Genomic DNA, 19,010 nt, shown 5'->3' with positions numbered 1-19,010 from the left:
TATGAGTATTGCCATATTCTACCCTGAAATTTAAGTTGGGTGTACATTCTTGCGCCAGTGCATCCCACGATGTAAATCAATAGGGATACCATCGTGACTTTAAGCTAGAGGATTACACTATCTGGACCTCGATCCCTATGCGTTGATTTATACTTGCCTCCCCCAAATACCTTGCGATCGCCGTTGGCGGTAGGCTTCGTAGAGCAATAAAGATCCACAAATTGCCACATTCAGAGATTCCACATGGTTATTTAAGGGAATTGTGACAGCCTCATCGGCTAAATCGATCAATTCCCTAGATAGACCTTTGCCTTCATTTCCCAACAAAATCAAACTCGGTTGTGTAAAGTCATAATCCCAATAGGCAGTCGAAGCATTGGGAAGCGTTGCGATCGCTTTCATCCCTTGTGCCTGCAATTTTTGCACTTCGGTGGGCAAATCTCTGACAGACTGCATCGGACAGCGAAACCACTGTCCTGCGGTAGCGCGAATAATCTTGGGGTGGGTTAAGTCCACACTGTCTTGACTCACCAACAGACCGTCGATACCCACGGCAACAGCCGAGCGGATCGTTGCGCCTAGATTGCCAGGATCTTGGATTGTTTCTAGGACAACACCTAGGGTTTGAATTCTTGAAGATGTGGCGTTGACTGGGATTGGTGCGACCGCGATCGCACCATCAGGGTTTACGGTGGTGGCGATCGCTGCCAAGACCTCTTCACTCACCAGTTCTAGTCTCAAGCCTTGGCGATCTGTCTGCAATTCAGCTTGGCTTTGGAGTTGTGCGTAAAGCTGTGGATTAAGCACCGCCCATGACTCTGTATGACAAACAATCGACAAAGGGTAAGACGTCGCGATCGCTTCGGTTAAGGCATGGGTTCCTTCGATTAAAAATAATTGCTGCTGTTTGCGCTCTTTGGAACTTGCCCCAAGTTGGCGTAATTGCTTGACAAGAGGATTACGAGTACTAGCGATCATCTCTCTTGCTTCGAGCTTTAAACTTAGCTTTAAACTTAAATGGGTAGCAGCCTTTAAGAGAATGCGGAACGGGAGACTTGAACTCCCAAACCTTTCAGTACATGTACCTGAAACATGCGCGTCTACCAATTCCGCCAGTTCCGCATCACAAATAGAATCAAGTAGGATCCCTATTGCAATTAATAAGTTTGCTCTAATCGGTGCACTGTGTCAATCATTACTTAGCTTTTAGCCTTTGCTCTTTTTTGATTTGCAACAACAAGACGAGAGGTGAAGTAGGTAGCTAGCTATTGGCTTGGAGCGGTCAAAGAAGATTTTTAAGGTATTTCAAAGTATTGACAATGCTTTGGGCGGATAATGCTAAAGTCACGTCGATCGAGGGTGAGAATATGGTTAATGCTTTCTCGTTCAGCGATCGTAACAATGCAAGCATCAACAAAATCTAGCTGACTATCTGCATACTGTTCTAAAATTTCATTAACACGCTGTATGTCATTTACTGTAACTGACTCAATTTGGATAGCACTACTTGCGAGCTGGCTGAGAAAGCTACGCATTGCTTGATGTCCTAACCTTGAGCCGATCAAATAACAGACTTCTGGCAACACAACTACTGGTAGAAGTAGATCCCCTTGGATATTTTGGGCAATGTTGTAAACAAGAGCATGATTTCGATCGCTCTTATCCGTTAAAGCAAACAGAAAGCTTGTATCTAGAATAGCTGTCATATTTGAGTCTCTACCTTAATACTCCATCCCTGCAAAGGTGAAACTTCTTTTGCCAAGATTTCTTCATCGCGATCGGAGATATCACTTTCGCCTGAACTGCCTAAGCCAGCAATACCCAGTAAGAAGGATGAACTGGGACTTTTTAGCTTTGGCAGGGTACTTTTGAACTTTAGGTATTCTACAAAGCTAGCAAGTTCAGGTAATACTTCACTAGGCAGTTCTTGAATTGCTTGAATGAGTTGTTGGTTCATTGTTTTTATTCAAATTATTCAAAAAGGATTTTCCAAAATTTTACTCTTTTAAAGTTGTTTCCAATATTTAGGGCTGCTGATGCTACTCCACAATTGATTTAGGATAGCTAGATGACCCTTTCGCTGCAAATTTTGGGCAAGATAAATAGTATGCAAAAGCTAACAGTTAAATGTTCATAGCTTTTTGTTTATGGCTTCTCGCTCAAATACCCCAAACAGGTGCGTTAATGTGATTAGCGATCGCAAACAAGTTCAAATGACTGATATCAGAGCCTGCAAACAACTCCAGCTAGGCAACCAACTCAAATTAGGTTGGCTAACTACCCTCGTACTCATTTTAGGAGACATTATCGGTTTGGCGATCGCATGGCAAATTGCGGAAAAGGTCAACCGTGCATTTTCTCCTTTGCCGCCACAACTAGATTGGGGGAAATGGTTTGGCTTTTCAGGATTATTCTGGGCATTTGCGGCTGGAACGGTTTTAGCTTTTGCTTACCATAATTTTTATTCCACGGATGCGCAATGGCGAAATTATGTCAAACAGGCGCAGGTAATTAGTGGGATTTACCTGTCATCGCTGGTGCTTGTCTATTTTTACGATCCAAAATTGAGTGCGCCGCGATCGCTATTTTTTCCTGCTTGGCTAGCTAGTATTCTCTGCGTGCTCGGACTGCGACTGGTTCTGACCTTGCTCCTCGAACAGTTTTGTACTGCCCGCACCCAGACCCCCGTATTTATCATTGCGCCTGCCGATCGGATTCCAGTTTTGGCTGAGTTGATTACTGCCAGAACGGGCTATCGAGTCGTAGGCTCGGTGGTTTCCTCCTTAGCGAATACGGCTTCAGCTATGCATCTGATTTCGCTGTCAGGGGCGAGAGAAGTGATTGCCGAAAATCTGCCTGAGACCCAATTAGCATCCAATTTGTACTGGCAACTGCGAAATGCTGGGATTGGCTTGCGGCTTGTGCCCTCTAGCCTGATGATGCTGCATCGACGAGGCTCGCCAGAGATTTTTGCAGGCATGCCCATGATTCGGCTAGAAGCACAGTTTTTTAGCGTTTGGGAATATAGTTTTAAACGGTTGCTCGACTTTGTAGGAGCTGCGATTGGACTCATTGTGCTTGCGCCTGTGTTTATTGCGATCGCGATCGCAATAAAACTCTCATCTAAAGGCAGTGTGTTTTACTGTCAAGAAAGGGTGGGCTTACATGGTCAGGTATTTCGGATGTGGAAGTTTCGTAGCATGTACAAGGATGCGGAGCGCTTTCAGCCAGAATTAGAGCGCTTGAATGAAAGCAAAGATGGTGTGATGTTTAAAATTAAGCAAGATCCGCGCATCATCCCAATCGGGCGTTTTTTGCGACGCACAAGTATGGATGAGCTACCGCAGTTGTTTAACGTACTGATCGGGCAAATGAGTTTAGTTGGCCCTCGCCCATTTCCCATTAGAGATGTGGGTAAGTTTGACAGTTGGCATCACACAAGGCACTTGGTTATGCCTGGAATTACGGGCTTATGGCAAATTTCGGGGCGCTCTGACTTAGTTACCATTGACGCTGTGACTCGCCTAGATTTGTTTTACATCGATCATTGGTCGCTCAACCTAGATTTAGGCATTTTGGTTGAAACTGTCAGAATTGTTTTATTTGGCAAGGGTGCGTATTGAATTCTCTGTATTTTCTACAGCTCTTCAAATCTCTAAAACCTATACGCTGAATTTGTTTTAGGTCTAAAGAGGTGTGCGATCGCGATGAATTAGAGAAATTTATCCCAATCTATCCATATACTCTGCTATACTGATTTACATAACGCGGGGTAGAGCAGCCTGGTAGCTCGTCGGGCTCATAACCCGAAGGTCGTTGGTTCAAATCCATCCCCCGCCATTTCTAACTATAAGAACCCAAATCATAAAGAAAGGTCTGCAAAATATATTTTGCAGACCTTTCTTTTGTAATGCTGAATTGCAACTATGAGGCGAAGCAGCTACTTTTTAACCAGCCGTAATACTTCTAAATAGATAGCCAGCAATTAACCCAATCAAAAGCGCCCAGATTTGCCCAGACTTGACAAAACCATTCCAGCCTTTGCCCATATCACCCAAAACATCTTGCGGAAACTGCTTATCTCCAGTTTGGGCTAACGTCGTCCAATCTACATCGAAAATATTGAAATCAAGCAAGTTAAAGTCAAATAGGCTGAGATCGAAACTGCTGACATCGATCGCACTGATAAAGGTAGGAAGTATATCAATCATGGTTTAACACTACAGGGTTCGCTATATTTTGTTTGAGAGTACTTGTTTAAAAGTACCTAATTTGCCAATTGCTTATTTTGGCACTTCAAGACCACTAAAGTCATATCGTCACTATGGCTATGACCTTCACCGATAAAATCTTGCACCTGTTTGAAAATGTAGTCAAGTATTGCCTGAGGATGGTTAATCTCTGAGGATTCAGGAATGCAATGTTGACAAGCATAATCTAAAGCCTGTCGTAGATTTTCTTCGTCAAAGCGATCGCCTTTGTCATTGGCAGCTTCGGTAAAGCCATCGGTGTAGTAGATCACGACATCATTGGGCTGTAAATGAACGCTCCGCTCTTCAAACTTGGAGCCGACCTCTAGACCGATCAGCGCCCCAACCGTATCTAAAGCATGGACTGTGCGGGTTTGCGATCGCCACAGCAACGCAGGGGTATGCGCCGCATTGCTAAACGATAAAATTTGCGTTTTGGGATCGTATTCCGAGTAGAACATGGTCACGAAACGATGAGATTTCTCTAGGTCATCGTACATAACCTCATTTAGATGTTCGAGAATCTTGCTGGGTGAATGGCTGTTTAGAACTTCAGCCCTTAGCATTCCTCTGGTCATGGTCATGATGAGACCCGCAGGTACGCCTTTCCCCATGACATCCCCGACGACAAAACTCCAGCGTTCGCCTTTTTGAATGGGAATGAAGTCGTAGTAGTCGCCTCCAACACGGCTTGCCGTCAGACAACGCGCCGCAATTTCTATCCCTTGAATCACTGGGCAGTTGCGAGGTAAGAGTTGCCGTTGAATCTCAGCACCGATCTCTAGCTCTCGATCTTGGCGTTCTTTTTTGATTAATTCTGCGGCTAATTCGTTGTTTTCTAGACCCACTGCCGTTTGATCGGCAACTAGGCGCATCAACTTGCGCTTGGTATCATCCCAAGGATAATCAGTCTTGCGGCTAAAGATGTACAGGCGACCGCGCACGGCATTTTTGACTAGGATCGATGTCCCAAACAGATGAACATCTGCCCCTAGGTAGCGACTGACTAATTCATCTAAAGCTGTCGTCGAACCTGAGAATACTTGCTGGATTGCGCGTTCGATCGCATACCGCACCTGTTGAGATTGCATGCCGTGGGCACCGTTATCGGGGCAGTGCAAAGACTCTAGGCTCATCTGTCCGCTTGATTTAAATAAAATCAGCGCCCCACCATCGGAGTCAGTTACCCGACAGGCAATTAGGGGAATTAGTTCTAAAAACTGGTTGAGGTTACTCAGACTGCGGAGGGCATAGCCTAAGAAGCTCAATAGCTCCGAGATTTTTTCACGATCTTGGTTTGACCGCCGTAAGATTTCTTTTAGATCTTTCACCAACACAAGCGAGTCATCTAGTTCAGTTCTAGAGACTTTTTTGGGTGGAGATGATTTTCTAGGTGGCAGTGATAAAGACATACTGTGGCAAAAATCTTGGGCGAAAATCTTAGGCAACAGTCTAGGGCAAAAATGCTAGAAATAAAAAGTTTCTCGAAAGTAATTCACTAAATTTAGTCACATAGTTTAGCGTAACTTGCAGTCAAAAGCTGATGAATATCTATGTATTCGTATTGGTTGATAGATTTCCTAAGGATTTACCTGGATAAAAATGTCAACCCTAGGATGACAAACCGATCTAATTGCTCAAGAGTGCCTCAACAAACTCATAACTAGAGAAGGGTCTTAAATCTTCGATCCCTTCGCCAGCACCAATAAAGCGAATGGGGAGCCCGAGTTGTTCGACAACGGCGATCGCCACACCGCCTTTGGCTGTTCCATCTAATTTGGTTAGCACGACACCGCTAATACCCGCAGATTTAGAAAAGACCTCAGCTTGACGCAAGCCGTTTTGCCCTAATGTGGCATCTAAAACCAACAAAGACTCAATGGTTGCCTCAGGCGCTTTTTTATCAACAATGCGTCTAATTTTGCTGAGTTCCTCCATTAAATTGTTTTTATTTTGGAGTCTTCCAGCCGTGTCAATCAGCAACAGTTCCGAGCCACGCGCTTGCGCCGCTATGATAGCATCAAACACCACGGCGGCGGGATCGGTATTTTTACCCGTATTGGCGATTACCTCGACCTGCGATCGCTCCCCCCAAGCCTGAACCTGTTGTACGGCTGCTGCCCTAAATGTGTCGGCAGCGGCAATTAAAGTTTTATATCCAGATTTGTTAGCAATATGGGCAAGTTTGCCGATCGTGGTAGTTTTGCCGGCTCCATTTACGCCCGTAATCAGCCAGATATTCAACTGATTTTTTTCGGGAACTAGATTGGCAACCGGTGGTTTCTTGTTAGCCCCTTTTTTCTCGACTAGCAGAGGTGCATCCAGCATTTCTCGCAAAATTTGCTTTAAGAAGGCGATCGCGGCTTCAGGGGGTAAGACCTCATTTCTGAGTTTGGTTTGCAGGGCTTGAACGATTTTGTCGGTTGCCTGTACGCCCACATCGGCTTGTAGCAATAAAGCCTCAATCTCATCAACATCATCGGCACCGAGAGGCCCTTTTCCTACTAAGGCTTTGAGTTGATTAACTAGCGTTAACCGCGTCTTATCTAAGCCTTGACGCAAACGCTTTAACCATGTGATTTCCTCTGCCGAAATCTCTTCGGGTCGCCTTCCCTGAGAGGCTAAAACCTCTGCTGACCACAGAAAACTCTCATCAAAGGGGAGTTGGGGTTCGTAAATCGGGATTTGGACTTGTGTTTTGGTTTGGGTTACAACCACAGGCTGAGGCGTTTCTGGCTCTGGCTCGACGATCGCATTTGCCTCCAATGCCGCAATTCTGGCAAGGCGATCAGACTCAGATTGCATCCAGAAGGGTAAAGGTACGGTCGGTTCCTCGTTGGGATCGAAGGTCGAGGCTTCGGGTAAATTGTCTGGAACTGACTCGCTGGCAACAGGCTCTGCAACAGTTTCTATAACTGGTTCAGGTGTTGGTTCAGGTGTTGGTTCAGGCGATGGTTCAGGTGTTGGTTCAACGGTAGGTGCGTCCGTAACAACAGGTTCCTCAACAGTCAGAGTTGGAACGGCTTCAACAGCAGTTTCAGTAATACTTTCAGCAGCAGTTTCGGGAATACTTTCAGCAGCAGTTTCAGGAATAGTTTCTGGAATTCCTGCATCAATGATGTCAACGATTTCGGCGATGGGTTCGGCTGCTGCGATCGCTTCAGGTTCGGACTCAAGGCTTGCTTCAACTGGAGGAGCGGTTACTAGCTCAGGAGTCGTTTCAGGAACTGCATCTGGGATGAATTCGCTAGAAGGCTCTACATTTGGTTCTGTAATAGGTTCGGGAGCAGGCTCGGCAGCGATCGTTTCTGGGAGCAACTCTGCTTCTGCTTCAACAGAGATGTCTGGGGTCGCTGCTTCGGCGATCGGCTCTGAAATAGTTTCTGCAATTGGCTCTGTTGCAACTGGTTCCGCCGACTCTGTCGGCGGTTCGGGGGGCGGTTCGGTGACTAGCTCAGAAGTTGGTGCTGAATCAGGTTCTGATTCAGGTTCAGTTGCAGGTGTTGATTCGGTAATAACTTCAGGTTGAACGACCTCAGTCTGTTGCTTTTGAATATTGACGTAGGCAGCCTTTGCCCAATTGAGCAAATCTTGAGACTGAGGGGTAGAAGTTGCTGTGGTTTCGGCTGGAGGTGCGACGGGTTCCGCCTCTGCTTGACTTTCAGCTTTTTGCTCTTCTACAGATTGCTCTTCAGACTGCTTTTCATCGTCAAATTTGCGCCGAAACCAATTAAAAACCATGCCTCTACCTTCACTATCTTGCTGCGATCGCTGCTAAATGTTACGCATCGAAATCAATAATTACGACTGTAACGCTTTAACTGTAGATAGTTTAAGACTTTTCGGCACGATTACTGTGTATGGTTTCCCGAAACAGTTTTATAGCTCCTCAAACTCTTCTTCGGGAATTACTTGCTTTGGCTTATCAGTGCCCCAAGCATCCTTAATTTGCTGTCTGGTTTCTTCGCGATAGCCCTTGGCTTTAGGATAGCCATCCTCAAAGTCATCATAATCGTCGTAATCATCATCCAGAGGTGGAGGTGTGACTGGTCTAACAGGTTTAGGCTCGGGTCTGGACTCGGGTCTAGGCTCGGCTCTAGCTTGACGGCGTGGAGGTGGTGAGACGGGTACGCGTTCTTCTGACCAGTTATCCTCTTCTTCCCATGCTTCTTCGCGACGATAGACTGGACGCTGCTCTGGTTGTCGATCGCTATAGGAACTATTCGATCGCTTGCCCGAAGACAAGGCGTTATCGCGTAAGTTGTTAAAGGTGGCAGGAGGCATATTGTACTCATCCTCAAACTCGTCTTCCCAAGGAGGCTTGCCTAAACCTAGTCGCTCTAAGATTCCTTTAGAAAGCTGCGTCATTCGGTCTTCCATGCCCTCTGTGACAATGATGCGATCGCGTCCAACGGCAATAATCTCATTCACATCCAGCTCGTAGGTGCTGATCACTGCCGACGGAATCAAGGGGCTACCGAGCGAAGCCAAAATGAGATAGACCAGATCGCCAGTCTCGGGGTCAAACTTAAAATCTCTGACTTTACCCAGCAACTCGCCCGATTCTGTAACCACTTCATTCCCAATCAAGTTGGTATATTTCTCGGTCACGAGAATATCTTCTAAGACCGACTCATCATCGACGAGGATGGCATCGGGACCTAATAGTGAAATGCGATCGAGGGTCATGTAAAAGGTGTCACCAATGCCGATCGGCGTGCCCGGAATAAACCGCTCAGCTACGCTTAGCCCCATCACTCTGCGCTGATCGACATCCAGCCAAATTTGCGTAACAATACCTAACCTCGTGGCGGTCGCTTTGCTAATAACTTGTACACCCAGAATAGAAGCGCGTTGGCGGATTGTTTCAGATTGCATCATGGCTGTGATGGGATTAATCAAATTTCCCGTTAAGGGACTAAAGAGTAACAGATCGAACAAAATCTGACCTGATTTTAGCAGACTCGGATCTTTGGAGTAGCGAGAGGATACCGAATAGGTATTTTAACTTATGAGGGCTCCCTTGCTTCAATTGGCGTATAAGTAATATCGTGCAACCCTGTGTAGACCTGAGTAGGACGGAAGAGGCGGTTATCCGCAAGTTGTTCTTTCCAGTGGGCTAGCCAACCAGGGACGCGAGCGATCGCAAAAATCGGCGTAAATAAGTCCAAAGGAATACCTAGTTTCTTGTAAACCAAGCCTGAATAAAAATCGACATTGGGGTAAATGCCTTTAGACGATAGCTTTTCGGTAGCCTGTTTTTCTAGTTCTAGGGCGATGTCATAGTAGCGATCGTGACCAAACTGATCGAATAACTTGTGGGCAAGATCTTGCAAAATCGGAGCGCGGGGATCTTTAACCTTATAAACGCGATGCCCAAAGCCCATGATTTTTTCCTTGCGCTCAATTTTGCGTTCTAGGAAGGGCTTGACATTCTCAATGCTGCCGATTTCTTCGAGCATCTTCATGACTTCTTCATTTGCCCCACCATGCAGAGGTCCCGCAAGCGTGCCGATCGCCGAGCTTAAAACCGTATAGGGATCTGTGAGCGTGGAGGCTGTCACCAAGGCTGAAAAGGTTGAGGCATTGACCGTATGCTCGGCGTGTAAGGTCAGACAGACATCAAATACATGGGCAGCCAAGGGATCGGGTACTTTCTCGTTGAGCATGTATAGAAAATTGGCGGCATAACCCAAACCATCTTTGGGCATGACTGGATCGTTCCCCTGCCGCATCATGTGAAATGCTGCCACCATCGTAGGGACTTTAGCTAATAACCGAATCGCGGCTTGATAGATATATTCGGCATCATGGAGGTCTTCGAGGGGATAAAACATCCCCAAAGCAGACACGCAGGTCTGAAGCGCATCCATGGGATGGGCGTTGTCTGGGAAGCACTTGATCATATCTCGGATGCGATATTTGATCCGTCGCCGATGCACGACTTCATGTTCAAACTCTTTGAGCTGTAGCGCTTTAGGTAATTCTCCAAATACGAGCAGGTAGCTTGTCTCTAGAAAACTACTGTACTTACATAGGTCTTCAATTCGGATACCCCGATATTCCAGTAGCCCCGTTAGTCCATCTACGTAACTGATGTTGGACTGAGTAGCAGGAACTCCTTCTAACCCGGGCTTATATTCACCAACTGCCATAAACAGCTACCTTAACTCTGAAAGAATGTTTACAAATGTCTCTGAAGCAACTCAGAATCTCGATCATAAATCTAGCATCTCACTCGCCATCAATCATTCTTAAGCTACAGAGCTTCTAATTGGTTGATATCAAGTTTGCTAGTAATTGCGATCGCTACTCATATTACGAGTTACGCGCGATCTACCAAATCGCCCGTAGGGGTATCGATCTGTTGTCTAGATTTTAGAAATATTCTGGTATGCACGATCGCTGACGAGAAAATAGCTAAAACAAAAAGGCTGAGGACTAACGCAATGCTAACCACAGCCTTTGGCTCATTGAATTATTCGCCCAATTACTTAAATGGGTTGTTGCCTCTACTACCAAATAGGGAAGCTTCACCACTGATCACAGCCTTGCCAATGTTAAATGCTGCCCAGCCAATTACTAGAACAATCGGGCCTAAGACTAGAACTGGTCTTAAATCAATATCCATATTTAATTACCTTAACGAAATGTTTTATTTTGCTCTAATTATTGCAGCTTATGATTCAAACCGCAGCCTCGATCGCAAGGATTTATCATGAATGGAAAATTTCAGACGCGGTGGATAACCGCAACGACGATTGGCTTTAATGTCGGTTGTTTTTTCGGTCTTTATTTTTTTTTCACCCTACCCGTGACGAATGGTGAGCGATCGGATAGTTTGCCCCATTTATTGTTTAGTAGCGCATTGGGTAGTGCTCTAGGTGGTTTATTTCTAGGCATTTCACAATGGCTGGTTTTAAGAAAACATATCCCTAATGCCAATCGCTGGATTGCAGCAACGGCTGGAAGTATAACTTTGAGCTGCACGATGTATGTGGTGCTGAAAGGGCTTCTAGATCCGTCAATCTATGTTTTGGTCGGACTAACACTGCTTGGTATCGCTAGCGTGGGAATTGCTCAAGGTTGGGTACTAGGAAAATCAAAGATTTGGCGGTGGTTGCGTACCACTTTAATAGGTCTCATAAGCTTTTCAGTTATGCAATGCATATCTTTTGCACTGGGACTCGCCATTTTTCAAGCATTTTTTGGACATCTAGATAAGAGTTGGGCACTTTTTGGATATGTCATTGTGGGTGCCCCGATCGCGGGTGGAATTGCAGGTGCAGCAACCTACGGCGCAATTACAGGAAGAGCGCTGATTGGGTTATTAAAAGGTGAATAATTCAGGCTTTTAGGGTTCTGACTTGCTGGATGAACTTTTCTACAAGCTCTAGGTCTTTGTCTCCAGGCGATCGCTCGACACCGCTCGATACATCTACACCATCGGGCGAAACTTGGGATAAGGCATTCGTAATATTTTCAGGTGACAAGCCGCCCGCCAGCCACCAAGGACAGGGAGGGCGAAATGATGTGAGCATTTGCCAGTCAAGGGTTTTACCCGTGCCACCCGCTAGTTTGGGATCGTATGCATCCAGTAAGATCGCATCCACACAGTCACTGTAGGCATCGACTCGCGTTAACTCTTGGGAAGATCGAATATTGAGGGCTTTGATCAGTTGGCGATCGGGCAATTTCGTTTTAATTTCGCGGCAAAATTCAGGAGATTCGTTACCATGGAGTTGTATACCACTCAAACCTGACTGTCGGGCAACTTGGCAAATTTCGTCAACGCTTGTATCCAGACTTACACCCATGAATACGCCAACCCGATCTACACTAAAAGGCAGTTTGTCGGTAATTAGACGAATTTGCTTAGAATCAATGTAGCGTGGCGATGAGGTTACACAAATAAACCCCAAGCAGTTAGCTCCCATCTTGGCGATCGCTAAGCCCTGTTCTAGCTGCGTAATTCCACAAATTTTGACGTACATAATCTTGAGAGTACCCGTGAAAAGCGAAATGCCAAGGAACCTAAATCTAGATCGAACCCCCAATCAAAGCCTAGATCGAAACCTAGTGATTCCCACCAAATCTCCGATCGAATTTCAGGGTCATCCCTCTAGGGTAAATGGACTCACTCGTACATTTAAACAAGTTAGCCTAACTTGCGTCACAGTTCTCGCAATTGTCTGCGGTGCTACGAGTGCATTACCCGCACAGGCTCAATTTTTTGATGGCCCAGTCGATGTGTTACCGCCAATTCAACGGGACGCCCTCCGCAAGGGCATGGTGGTGGTAACAGGCGATCGCGGTCAGTATGTTGCAAGAATTTTGGTCAATGCTTCTGTACCTACCGCCTGGAATGTGCTTACAGACTACGGCAACCTTGCCAACTTTATTCCCAACATGGCTTCTAGTCGCGTGCTAGAGAATAATGGCGATCGCAAGGTGGTAGAGCAGGTCGATCAGCGCCAAATATTTTTGACCACGATAACCTCTCGCACCAAATTGGCAATTACAGAGTCAAATCAGCAACAGATTGATTTTAGTTTGATCAGTGGCGATCTAGCAGGCATGACAGGCTCCTGGCAACTAGAACCCGTTTCTGTCGTACCGCGTCAACCACCTACGCAGGTGCTGATTACCTATACGGTGAACGTTCAGCCCAACGACTCCACACCCTCAGATGTTTTTTATCAAATCTTTAAAGCTTCTCTAAGAGAAACCTTAGATGCCATCGGTCAAGAAATTAGTCGGCGTTAGAAATATCTCCACAGGTAAAGTAGGGATGGCATAGGCGATCGCAATTCCTGCTGCGGCAATTTTAGCGGCAGGATGATTCAAACTGCGATCGATGCTGACAGAATAGGTTATTAGTTGTCAGTTGTCAGTTGTCAGTTGTCAGTTGTCAGTTCAAATGTTAATTCCAATAAACGCCGATAACCGATAACCGATAACCTTTCACCCTTTACCTTTTACCTTTTTATGTTTACCTTCGCTTTGCCTAAGGGTTCGTTGCTCAAAGATTCGATTAGCTTGCTAAAGTCTGTTGGCTTAGATTTTAGTGCCTTTCTCGATCCGTCCAGTCGCCAGTTACAGATCGCCGACCCCACTGGTTCGGCAAAGGCGCTGCTGGTGAGAGCGCAGGATGTTCCTGTTTACGTCGAATACGGGCAAGCACAAGTGGGCATTGTGGGTGAAGATGTCTTACGCGAAAAATTGCCCAAGGTTGCCTGCTTAGTCGATCTGGGTTTTGGCAAATGTCGGATGTCGGTCGCCGTATCAGAGGCTAGCCGATTTACCTCAGCCTTAGAGTTGCCACCCCATTGCCGCGTTGCCTCCAAGTCAGTCCGTTGCGCGCGGGAATATTTTCAAAGCTTAGATTTACCTGTAGAAATTATTCCGCTCTATGGCTCGGTAGAACTGGGCCCAATTACGGGTATGGCAGAAGCGATCGTCGATTTGGTCTCAACTGGTCGCACGCTCAAGGAAAATGGTCTGGTGGAAATCGAAGTCCTATTTGAAAGTACAGCCCGACTGATTGCCCATCCACTCAGCTATCGCCTCTATTCTGATGAATTTAATACATTAATTGATAAGGTGCGGTTTGCGATCGCAAGCCCGGCGATCGCAAAATAGAATAGATGGGATTTCCCCACCCTAGCCCTCCCCTTGCCAAGGGGAGGGAATTAGATTTCCGAGCTTTTCCTTACCCTGCGGGAAGTCGCTTTGCGGCTAAAGAGGGGATTAAAGGAGGTAAGCCCGACTTATATCTATAGTAGAGATAGGATTCTCAAGCTTATGGCAACACTCAAAGGTTTAACTCAGTGGGAATGCTTATTGCTCAATCTTGGTTGCTGGCAAGGCTCATTCACGCGATTATCACCTCAAGGTGAGCTTAGAGAAGATATCAAAAGCGAAACGATTCTGGAAGGATTAGACAGTAACAAAACAATTCAGCAAACCATTCGGCAGTTTTATCCCGATCGCACCCAAGAGAAAGTCTTAACCTACTCATCTTTAGGTCGAAATATATTGCTTTTTGAGAATGGAGCTTTCTCTCAAGGATCGATACAATTAGGCTTTCAGTCTGAGTTTGGTGCCGAATTTGGCTTGATCGATCGCACCCGTCGCCTGCGTTTAGTACAACTCTTTAACAAAGAAGGGAACCTAGATAGTCTAACCCTGATTCGCGAACACTTACCTGAAAGCAATATCCCAGAGCGCCCCCCGCTAAAGTTGGAATCTCTATTAGGTCATTGGCAAGGAGAAGCGATTACGATCTATCCTGACTGGCGATCGGAGATTTATCCAACTGCCAGCACATGGAGCCAACAGGATCGACAGGTGAGCATGACCTTAAGGATGGGAAGCGATCCTTCTATCCCTGCAATCACATCGATCGCTACCATCCATGACTCTAATCCCAATATCCTCAACTTTGAACCCAGCTTGATGTCAGGTGACCTCTCAATTCAGACACTGTTTCTACCCGATGGCAGTTCCTCTACTTCTCCCACCCACCTTAAACTCGGTCAACCTTTTCGCCTCGCGGCTTCTTGGCTCGTGCAGCCCGATCTGCACCAACGCGTGATTCGCAGCTACAATGCCAAGGGGGAATGGATAGGTCTAACTTTTGTGGCTGAGCAGAAAATTACCTGAGGGGCATAAAATTTGTTCTTGTATTGTATTCTTTTTCAAATTCTTGCTTTTTATTAGAGATAGAAGTTCGCAATCGATCAGTATTTTCTTGATGCTTCTTTTCCTCTTGTTCGAGCCGATTTTCGCAGTCGGATATTACTTGCTTGATTATGTGATTCACAGAATTAGAACGAGATATAAATACACCATTGATAGATTCTTTAATTTGTTGTTCAATCTCCACTTGAGATTTCTCGAATTCTGTAAATCCAGCATCACAGACGTTATTAATTATTTTCTTGTAAGCATCAAAAGCACCAAGTGCTCCTAGACCACCACCAAATACTACTGCAGCAATAATACCCGCAATCACTGCTGGACCGACAGTAAGAGCAGGGATAAGAAAGAACATAGCTGCTGCCGCACCACTACCAACTCCAACTCCAGTCGCTGCAAATCCCACTACATAACTAACATCAAAGTCATTGAGGATAGGTCTGAAATTCTCACTGAAATTTGTACCGATTTTTTCATCAAGATGTGCAAAGCTTTTGTTAAGGGCATCCAATTCTTCCTTAATTCCTCTATCTAAAAGAGATAGTTTAGGAGTAAGAATAGTATCTTTTAACTGAGAGGTTGCCCATTGATTGACTTCATTTTGAAGTGTAGAACTAAACTGATCGATATAATCTTGAATGAGAGCATCACGGCTAAAGATTGGATTATAGTCAGTTTTCCATCCTTCACTTTTTGCGGTAACTCTAGCTTTTAAGCCTTGTTTGTATTGTTGCCAAGATTCTAAACTTATTGAAATGGTTTGATCTCTTAAAAACTCTACCATTTTGTGAATGGTTACACATCTACCACTTGCTTCACCAATTTGCTCCAAAATCTCTTGTCGATCGGATGCTGAAAGACTTATATCAACATTATCTATAGCATTATCTAACTCCTGGATACAGTCTTGAGCAAGCTCATTGAATTCTTGAGTCAGATTTTGGATAATTACATATCCTTTCTCATCTGTTAGAAAATTTCCTAAAGACTCTATGAAGTTCTTGAAAGTAGTGAGATATTCATCACTTTTGTTTTCTAAAATGGCTTTCAAAGCAAATTTAGCAGAGAGAAAATGAATACGATCGTTTCCTGAAATTAGACTATCTTGGGCAATGTTATTAACACGATCTTGAACATCTTTGAGATCGTCAACATTGTCAATGCAATCTATAAAGTTGACAACCAAAAACAAATTATCTAAGGGTTTAGTTCCTTCCATATCAACTTGTTTTTGCATTTCTTTAATGATTCCAATTTCCCCTTGAGTCATCACCTTATTAGCATTTGTCAGGAAAATAATGGCATCTGTTTCTTTCAGCAGTTTTTGAGTGATTGAACTCCTCTCTGGATGCTCATTTAATCCTGGAGAATCAATAATCTCTACCCCATCACGGCATAGCGATAAATTTGGGTGTTCAAAAATGATCTCTTCTATTTCTGACTTAAGTAGTTCTTCTTCTCGGTTCTCTAGAGCTGCTTTTTTAGAGATTGAAGCTTTGGCTTGATATTCTGTAATGGAGATTTCTTCTTCTCTAAGATCGCGGTAACGACAAATAACCCGTTTCACTGAGCCATATTTAAGTACAGAAATTGTTCCGCTACATGGAACTGCTCGTACAGGCTGAATCTCTTCACCTAATAAAGCATTGAGCAATGTGGACTTACCTTGACTAAATTCACCAATAACAGCTACACGGAATCTTTGAGAACCTAATCTCTGTAGAATGTTTTGTGCTTTCTCTCGAAAGGTAATTGGCAAAAGACTATTTTGAATGGAATCATCAATTAGTTGAGATAGATGATTTACTCGTTTGCGAAAAGTTTGCTTCCATATTTTAAAATCATTTAGCTTTCGATATTCACCATTTCTAGGCTCAACTGAAGTTATTGTTGATTGGGATAGTTGTTCCTCAACTTTAGGAGGCTTATTTAGTGCTTCTATCAAATTATTAGCAGCATTGATAAATACAGTGCCTAAATCTCGAAATCTAACAGGGTCTATTAAAGTGAGTACTTCCTCTAAATCCGTGAAAATATACTGCTTTCCGCTAAAACTATATTCTAAAACGTCAAGGTGACGAGGTTCAATTTCTAAGCGATTTCCCAAAGTTCGTAAATAATTTCTTTCACGGTCATCTAGGCTAGAATCTGCCATCGCAATTTTATAACCCAATCCAAACAACAATAACTTCTCTGCCTCGCTTAAAGGCACTAATAAAATTAAGAAGTCGTCTATTTTAGAGTAAAGTTTACTTGTTTTAACTCCTGTAAGAATTAGTAAAACTAGTTCTATTGTTTTCCTATTGCTCAAGTTCAGTTTGTTGAGGGTATCCCTGAGATGGTTAACTTCATCTTCAGTTACTTTTTGATCGGCATGAGCAACTCCCATCGATAGCGTAATCAAATTAGTCATAAATACTACTTGTGGCGTAATGTCAGTTATTAGCAAATTCTGTCGCGTTAGTTGAGAAAGAACTTGTACTGCTTGGTTACCAATTAATTGAGTATTCATGCTTAATCCTTGTTTAGCACATTATCTAAAATTTACCAGAATTAGGTCGTAAAATATTGAGACTATGTTTAATCTAATAGTATTTGAATGACTATGCGATCGAGCAACTCTCTTTTTTGGGGTGAATATTATGGAATATATTTTCTCAGCAGCTACTCAAGCACTGCTAAACTCTGGTCAGTTAGTGCAAGTGGTATCTAAGTTAGGCAAGCTTTTGCCCATAGCACGAGACCCAATTACAGGTAAATTTGTGGAAATCGCAAAAATGGTGGCAGGTTCGCCATCTCAGACTTTCATATTTCCCGTTCAATCTATTATGAGTGGGATACAAATGTATCAAACTCATCAAGGATTTACTAAGATTTTAGGTGGGATCAAAGAAATTCAACAAACTTTAGGAGTCCTGCAAGCGACAACTGCGGTGATCGGTGTTGGGGTGGTAGCAAATTTGGCAATTTCGGCTGTGAGCCTTCAACAGGTTCTCCAATTGAGGGAAGATGTTCGCCAAATGCGATTAGAGATTAAAGATGGATTTGTCGATCTCAAACAAGTTCTTAAAGATCAGGGAGCAGAGATTCTTAATTATATTGACCAAGTTGCACAAGATATCAAGTTCGAGCAGCATCGCCTGGTACTCATTCATGCCTACAGCAAGTTTCTCGCAGCAACAAAGTTAATACAGGTAGCCGTAGAATGTGAAAAAGTCGAAATAAGGGATGCAGATTTGGCGAATGCCCGACAATTACTTGAAGTAGCTCTTGCTGATTATCGTAATTCCCAGCTACTCTCTGAGATATCGGCTCTTGGGAAGTTAAGAAGGATGGAATGTAGCTGGGCGATCGAACAGACTATTGCCATAACATACCAAATCCAAAAGCAATCTGGAGCAGTGTACAATGTACTTGATAGTCTTCAAAGAATAATTCGTTAAGATATTTTAGAGATCAGCAATAGTGTTCGATCTCAAGATGAAATGGATTGTATCTATCCAGAGATTAGACGGATTTGTATTCAAGATCTATCTATACTGTCTTCTTGGGAAAATCAAACTGAATGGATTCGTACTCTACCAACTTCTGATTTGAAGTTACTAGAAAGCTCGGATTTAAGTGAAGCGTGGATAGAGAGCAGTACTATACTTCAGAATGATTTAGAGATCCCTGAACAAAAATTTTATGACAATATCAAACCTAAATCTCATTTTGCTTCTCTTCGAGATCAGCTTCAATTGATGGCTATGCCAGAATTACGCATAAAATATGAGAATATCATTGTTGAAAAATCACAAGCTATTGGACATAAATCTTTGAATATGAGAAATCTGAATCAAGCTTCAGATATGTCAATCGCTAATCTCTATCACTACTTTCAAGTTTCCACATAAAGTTCTCTTTCAAGCTAAATAAAACTACTCGAATTTTATATTAGGAGCTAGGAAAATACCGATCTTATTGTGAATAGGAAAATCGTATTGATATTGTGATCGAAGTAACTAACCTACATTATTCATGAGAACCCAAAAGAGAATAAAAATCAAGAAAAAAGGA

The 19,010-nt window shown here is 43.9% G+C and carries 20 protein-coding genes and 2 tRNA genes; 9 read left to right on the top strand and 13 right to left on the bottom strand.

The genetic code is table 11. The features are described 5' to 3' along the window. Positions 1–147 precede the first annotated feature (147 nt). From V2H45_RS15840 to V2H45_RS15825, 4 genes are all read right to left on the bottom strand, one after another. The gene (locus V2H45_RS15840; protein ID WP_330484625.1) at positions 148–978 is read right to left on the bottom strand and encodes a TrmH family RNA methyltransferase; all 831 of its coding nucleotides are present in this window, start codon (positions 976–978) and stop codon (positions 148–150) included. Between the two features lie 62 nt (positions 979–1,040). Further along, a tRNA-Leu gene (locus tag V2H45_RS15835) sits at positions 1,041–1,122 on the bottom strand. A 173-nt stretch (positions 1,123–1,295) separates the two neighbouring features. Then, entirely contained in the window at positions 1,296–1,706 is a 411-nt protein-coding gene (locus V2H45_RS15830) for a type II toxin-antitoxin system VapC family toxin (RefSeq protein ID WP_330484624.1), read from the bottom strand. Further along, positions 1,703–1,957, bottom strand: coding sequence for a hypothetical protein (locus V2H45_RS15825; protein WP_330484623.1), 255 nt, complete (start codon positions 1,955–1,957; stop codon positions 1,703–1,705). The genes V2H45_RS15830 and V2H45_RS15825 overlap by 4 nt, the downstream gene beginning before the upstream one ends. A gap of 256 nt (positions 1,958–2,213) precedes the next feature. On the opposite strand from V2H45_RS15825, the gene V2H45_RS15820 reads away from it, so the two are divergent. Next, positions 2,214–3,623 carry a sugar transferase gene (locus V2H45_RS15820; protein WP_408648803.1) on the top strand — a complete coding sequence of 470 codons (1,410 nt, stop codon included), beginning with the start codon at positions 2,214–2,216 and terminating at the stop codon, positions 3,621–3,623. Positions 3,624–3,766: 143 nt separating this feature from the next. After that, positions 3,767–3,840: transfer RNA gene (locus V2H45_RS15815), tRNA-Met, on the top strand. A gap of 107 nt (positions 3,841–3,947) precedes the next feature. Here V2H45_RS15815 and V2H45_RS15810 read toward each other — a convergent pair. The 7 genes from V2H45_RS15810 to V2H45_RS15780 form a co-directional block, all read right to left on the bottom strand. After that, positions 3,948–4,211 carry a hypothetical protein gene (locus V2H45_RS15810; protein WP_330484621.1) on the bottom strand — a complete coding sequence of 88 codons (264 nt, stop codon included), beginning with the start codon at positions 4,209–4,211 and terminating at the stop codon, positions 3,948–3,950. 56 nt (positions 4,212–4,267) lie between these two features. Further along, positions 4,268–5,662 (bottom strand): PP2C family protein-serine/threonine phosphatase, encoded by a 1,395-nt coding sequence (locus V2H45_RS15805; protein WP_330484620.1) that lies wholly within the window; start codon positions 5,660–5,662, stop codon positions 4,268–4,270. Positions 5,663–5,879: 217 nt separating this feature from the next. Continuing rightward, on the bottom strand, positions 5,880–7,991 hold the full coding sequence (gene ftsY / locus V2H45_RS15800) for a signal recognition particle-docking protein FtsY (protein WP_330484619.1): 2,112 nt from the start codon (positions 7,989–7,991) through the stop codon (positions 5,880–5,882). Positions 7,992–8,129: 138 nt separating this feature from the next. Then, positions 8,130–9,131 (bottom strand): PRC-barrel domain-containing protein, encoded by a 1,002-nt coding sequence (locus V2H45_RS15795; RefSeq protein ID WP_330484618.1) that lies wholly within the window; start codon positions 9,129–9,131, stop codon positions 8,130–8,132. 128 nt (positions 9,132–9,259) lie between these two features. Then, positions 9,260–10,405, bottom strand: coding sequence for a citrate synthase (locus V2H45_RS15790; RefSeq protein ID WP_330484617.1), 1,146 nt, complete (start codon positions 10,403–10,405; stop codon positions 9,260–9,262). A gap of 170 nt (positions 10,406–10,575) precedes the next feature. Next, the gene (locus V2H45_RS15785) at positions 10,576–10,710 is read right to left on the bottom strand and encodes a hypothetical protein (RefSeq protein WP_330484616.1); all 135 of its coding nucleotides are present in this window, start codon (positions 10,708–10,710) and stop codon (positions 10,576–10,578) included. 30 nt (positions 10,711–10,740) lie between these two features. Further along, positions 10,741–10,881 carry a photosystem II protein Y gene (locus V2H45_RS15780; RefSeq protein WP_408648802.1) on the bottom strand — a complete coding sequence of 47 codons (141 nt, stop codon included), beginning with the start codon at positions 10,879–10,881 and terminating at the stop codon, positions 10,741–10,743. An 87-nt stretch (positions 10,882–10,968) separates the two neighbouring features. Here V2H45_RS15780 and V2H45_RS15775 point away from each other — a divergent pair, with 87 nt between their 5' ends. Then, positions 10,969–11,595: a hypothetical protein gene (locus tag V2H45_RS15775; protein WP_330484615.1), complete on the top strand. Its 627-nt coding sequence runs from the start codon at positions 10,969–10,971 to the stop codon at positions 11,593–11,595. Position 11,596: 1 nt separating this feature from the next. On the opposite strand, the gene V2H45_RS15770 is transcribed toward V2H45_RS15775, so the two are convergent. Continuing rightward, positions 11,597–12,244: a phosphoribosylanthranilate isomerase gene (locus tag V2H45_RS15770; RefSeq protein WP_330484614.1), complete on the bottom strand. Its 648-nt coding sequence runs from the start codon at positions 12,242–12,244 to the stop codon at positions 11,597–11,599. 16 nt (positions 12,245–12,260) lie between these two features. Here V2H45_RS15770 and V2H45_RS15765 point away from each other — a divergent pair, with 16 nt between their 5' ends. The 4 genes from V2H45_RS15765 to V2H45_RS15750 all read left to right on the top strand — a co-directional run bounded on the left by V2H45_RS15765 (position 12,261) and on the right by V2H45_RS15750 (position 14,915). Continuing rightward, positions 12,261–13,016, top strand: a complete 756-nt coding sequence (locus V2H45_RS15765; protein ID WP_330484613.1) for an SRPBCC family protein — start codon at positions 12,261–12,263, stop codon at positions 13,014–13,016. 222 nt (positions 13,017–13,238) lie between these two features. After that, positions 13,239–13,892 (top strand): ATP phosphoribosyltransferase, encoded by a 654-nt coding sequence (gene hisG, locus V2H45_RS15760; protein WP_330484612.1) that lies wholly within the window; start codon positions 13,239–13,241, stop codon positions 13,890–13,892. Positions 13,893–13,897: 5 nt separating this feature from the next. Next, entirely contained in the window at positions 13,898–14,032 is a 135-nt protein-coding gene (locus V2H45_RS15755; RefSeq protein WP_330484611.1) for a hypothetical protein, read from the top strand. 22 nt (positions 14,033–14,054) lie between these two features. Then, entirely contained in the window at positions 14,055–14,915 is an 861-nt protein-coding gene (locus tag V2H45_RS15750; RefSeq protein WP_330484610.1) for a DUF3598 family protein, read from the top strand. Here V2H45_RS15750 and V2H45_RS15745 read toward each other — a convergent pair. Then, positions 14,908–17,463 (bottom strand): dynamin family protein, encoded by a 2,556-nt coding sequence (locus V2H45_RS15745; protein ID WP_330484609.1) that lies wholly within the window; start codon positions 17,461–17,463, stop codon positions 14,908–14,910. The genes V2H45_RS15750 and V2H45_RS15745 overlap by 8 nt on opposite strands. A gap of 130 nt (positions 17,464–17,593) precedes the next feature. Here V2H45_RS15745 and V2H45_RS15740 point away from each other — a divergent pair, with 130 nt between their 5' ends. Both V2H45_RS15740 and V2H45_RS15735 read left to right on the top strand, forming a co-directional pair. After that, positions 17,594–18,394, top strand: a complete 801-nt coding sequence (locus V2H45_RS15740; protein ID WP_330484608.1) for a hypothetical protein — start codon at positions 17,594–17,596, stop codon at positions 18,392–18,394. A gap of 42 nt (positions 18,395–18,436) precedes the next feature. Then, the gene (locus tag V2H45_RS15735) at positions 18,437–18,847 is read left to right on the top strand and encodes a hypothetical protein (RefSeq protein WP_330484607.1); all 411 of its coding nucleotides are present in this window, start codon (positions 18,437–18,439) and stop codon (positions 18,845–18,847) included. The last annotated feature ends 163 nt before the right edge of the window (positions 18,848–19,010 follow it).

The sequence above is a fragment of the Tumidithrix elongata BACA0141 genome, assembly GCF_036349135.1.
Classification (GTDB): Bacteria; Cyanobacteriota; Cyanobacteriia; order Pseudanabaenales; family Pseudanabaenaceae; genus Tumidithrix; species Tumidithrix elongata.
The sequence above is the reverse complement of the archived record's forward strand: the minus strand, read 5'-3'. Positions and strand labels throughout refer to the sequence as shown.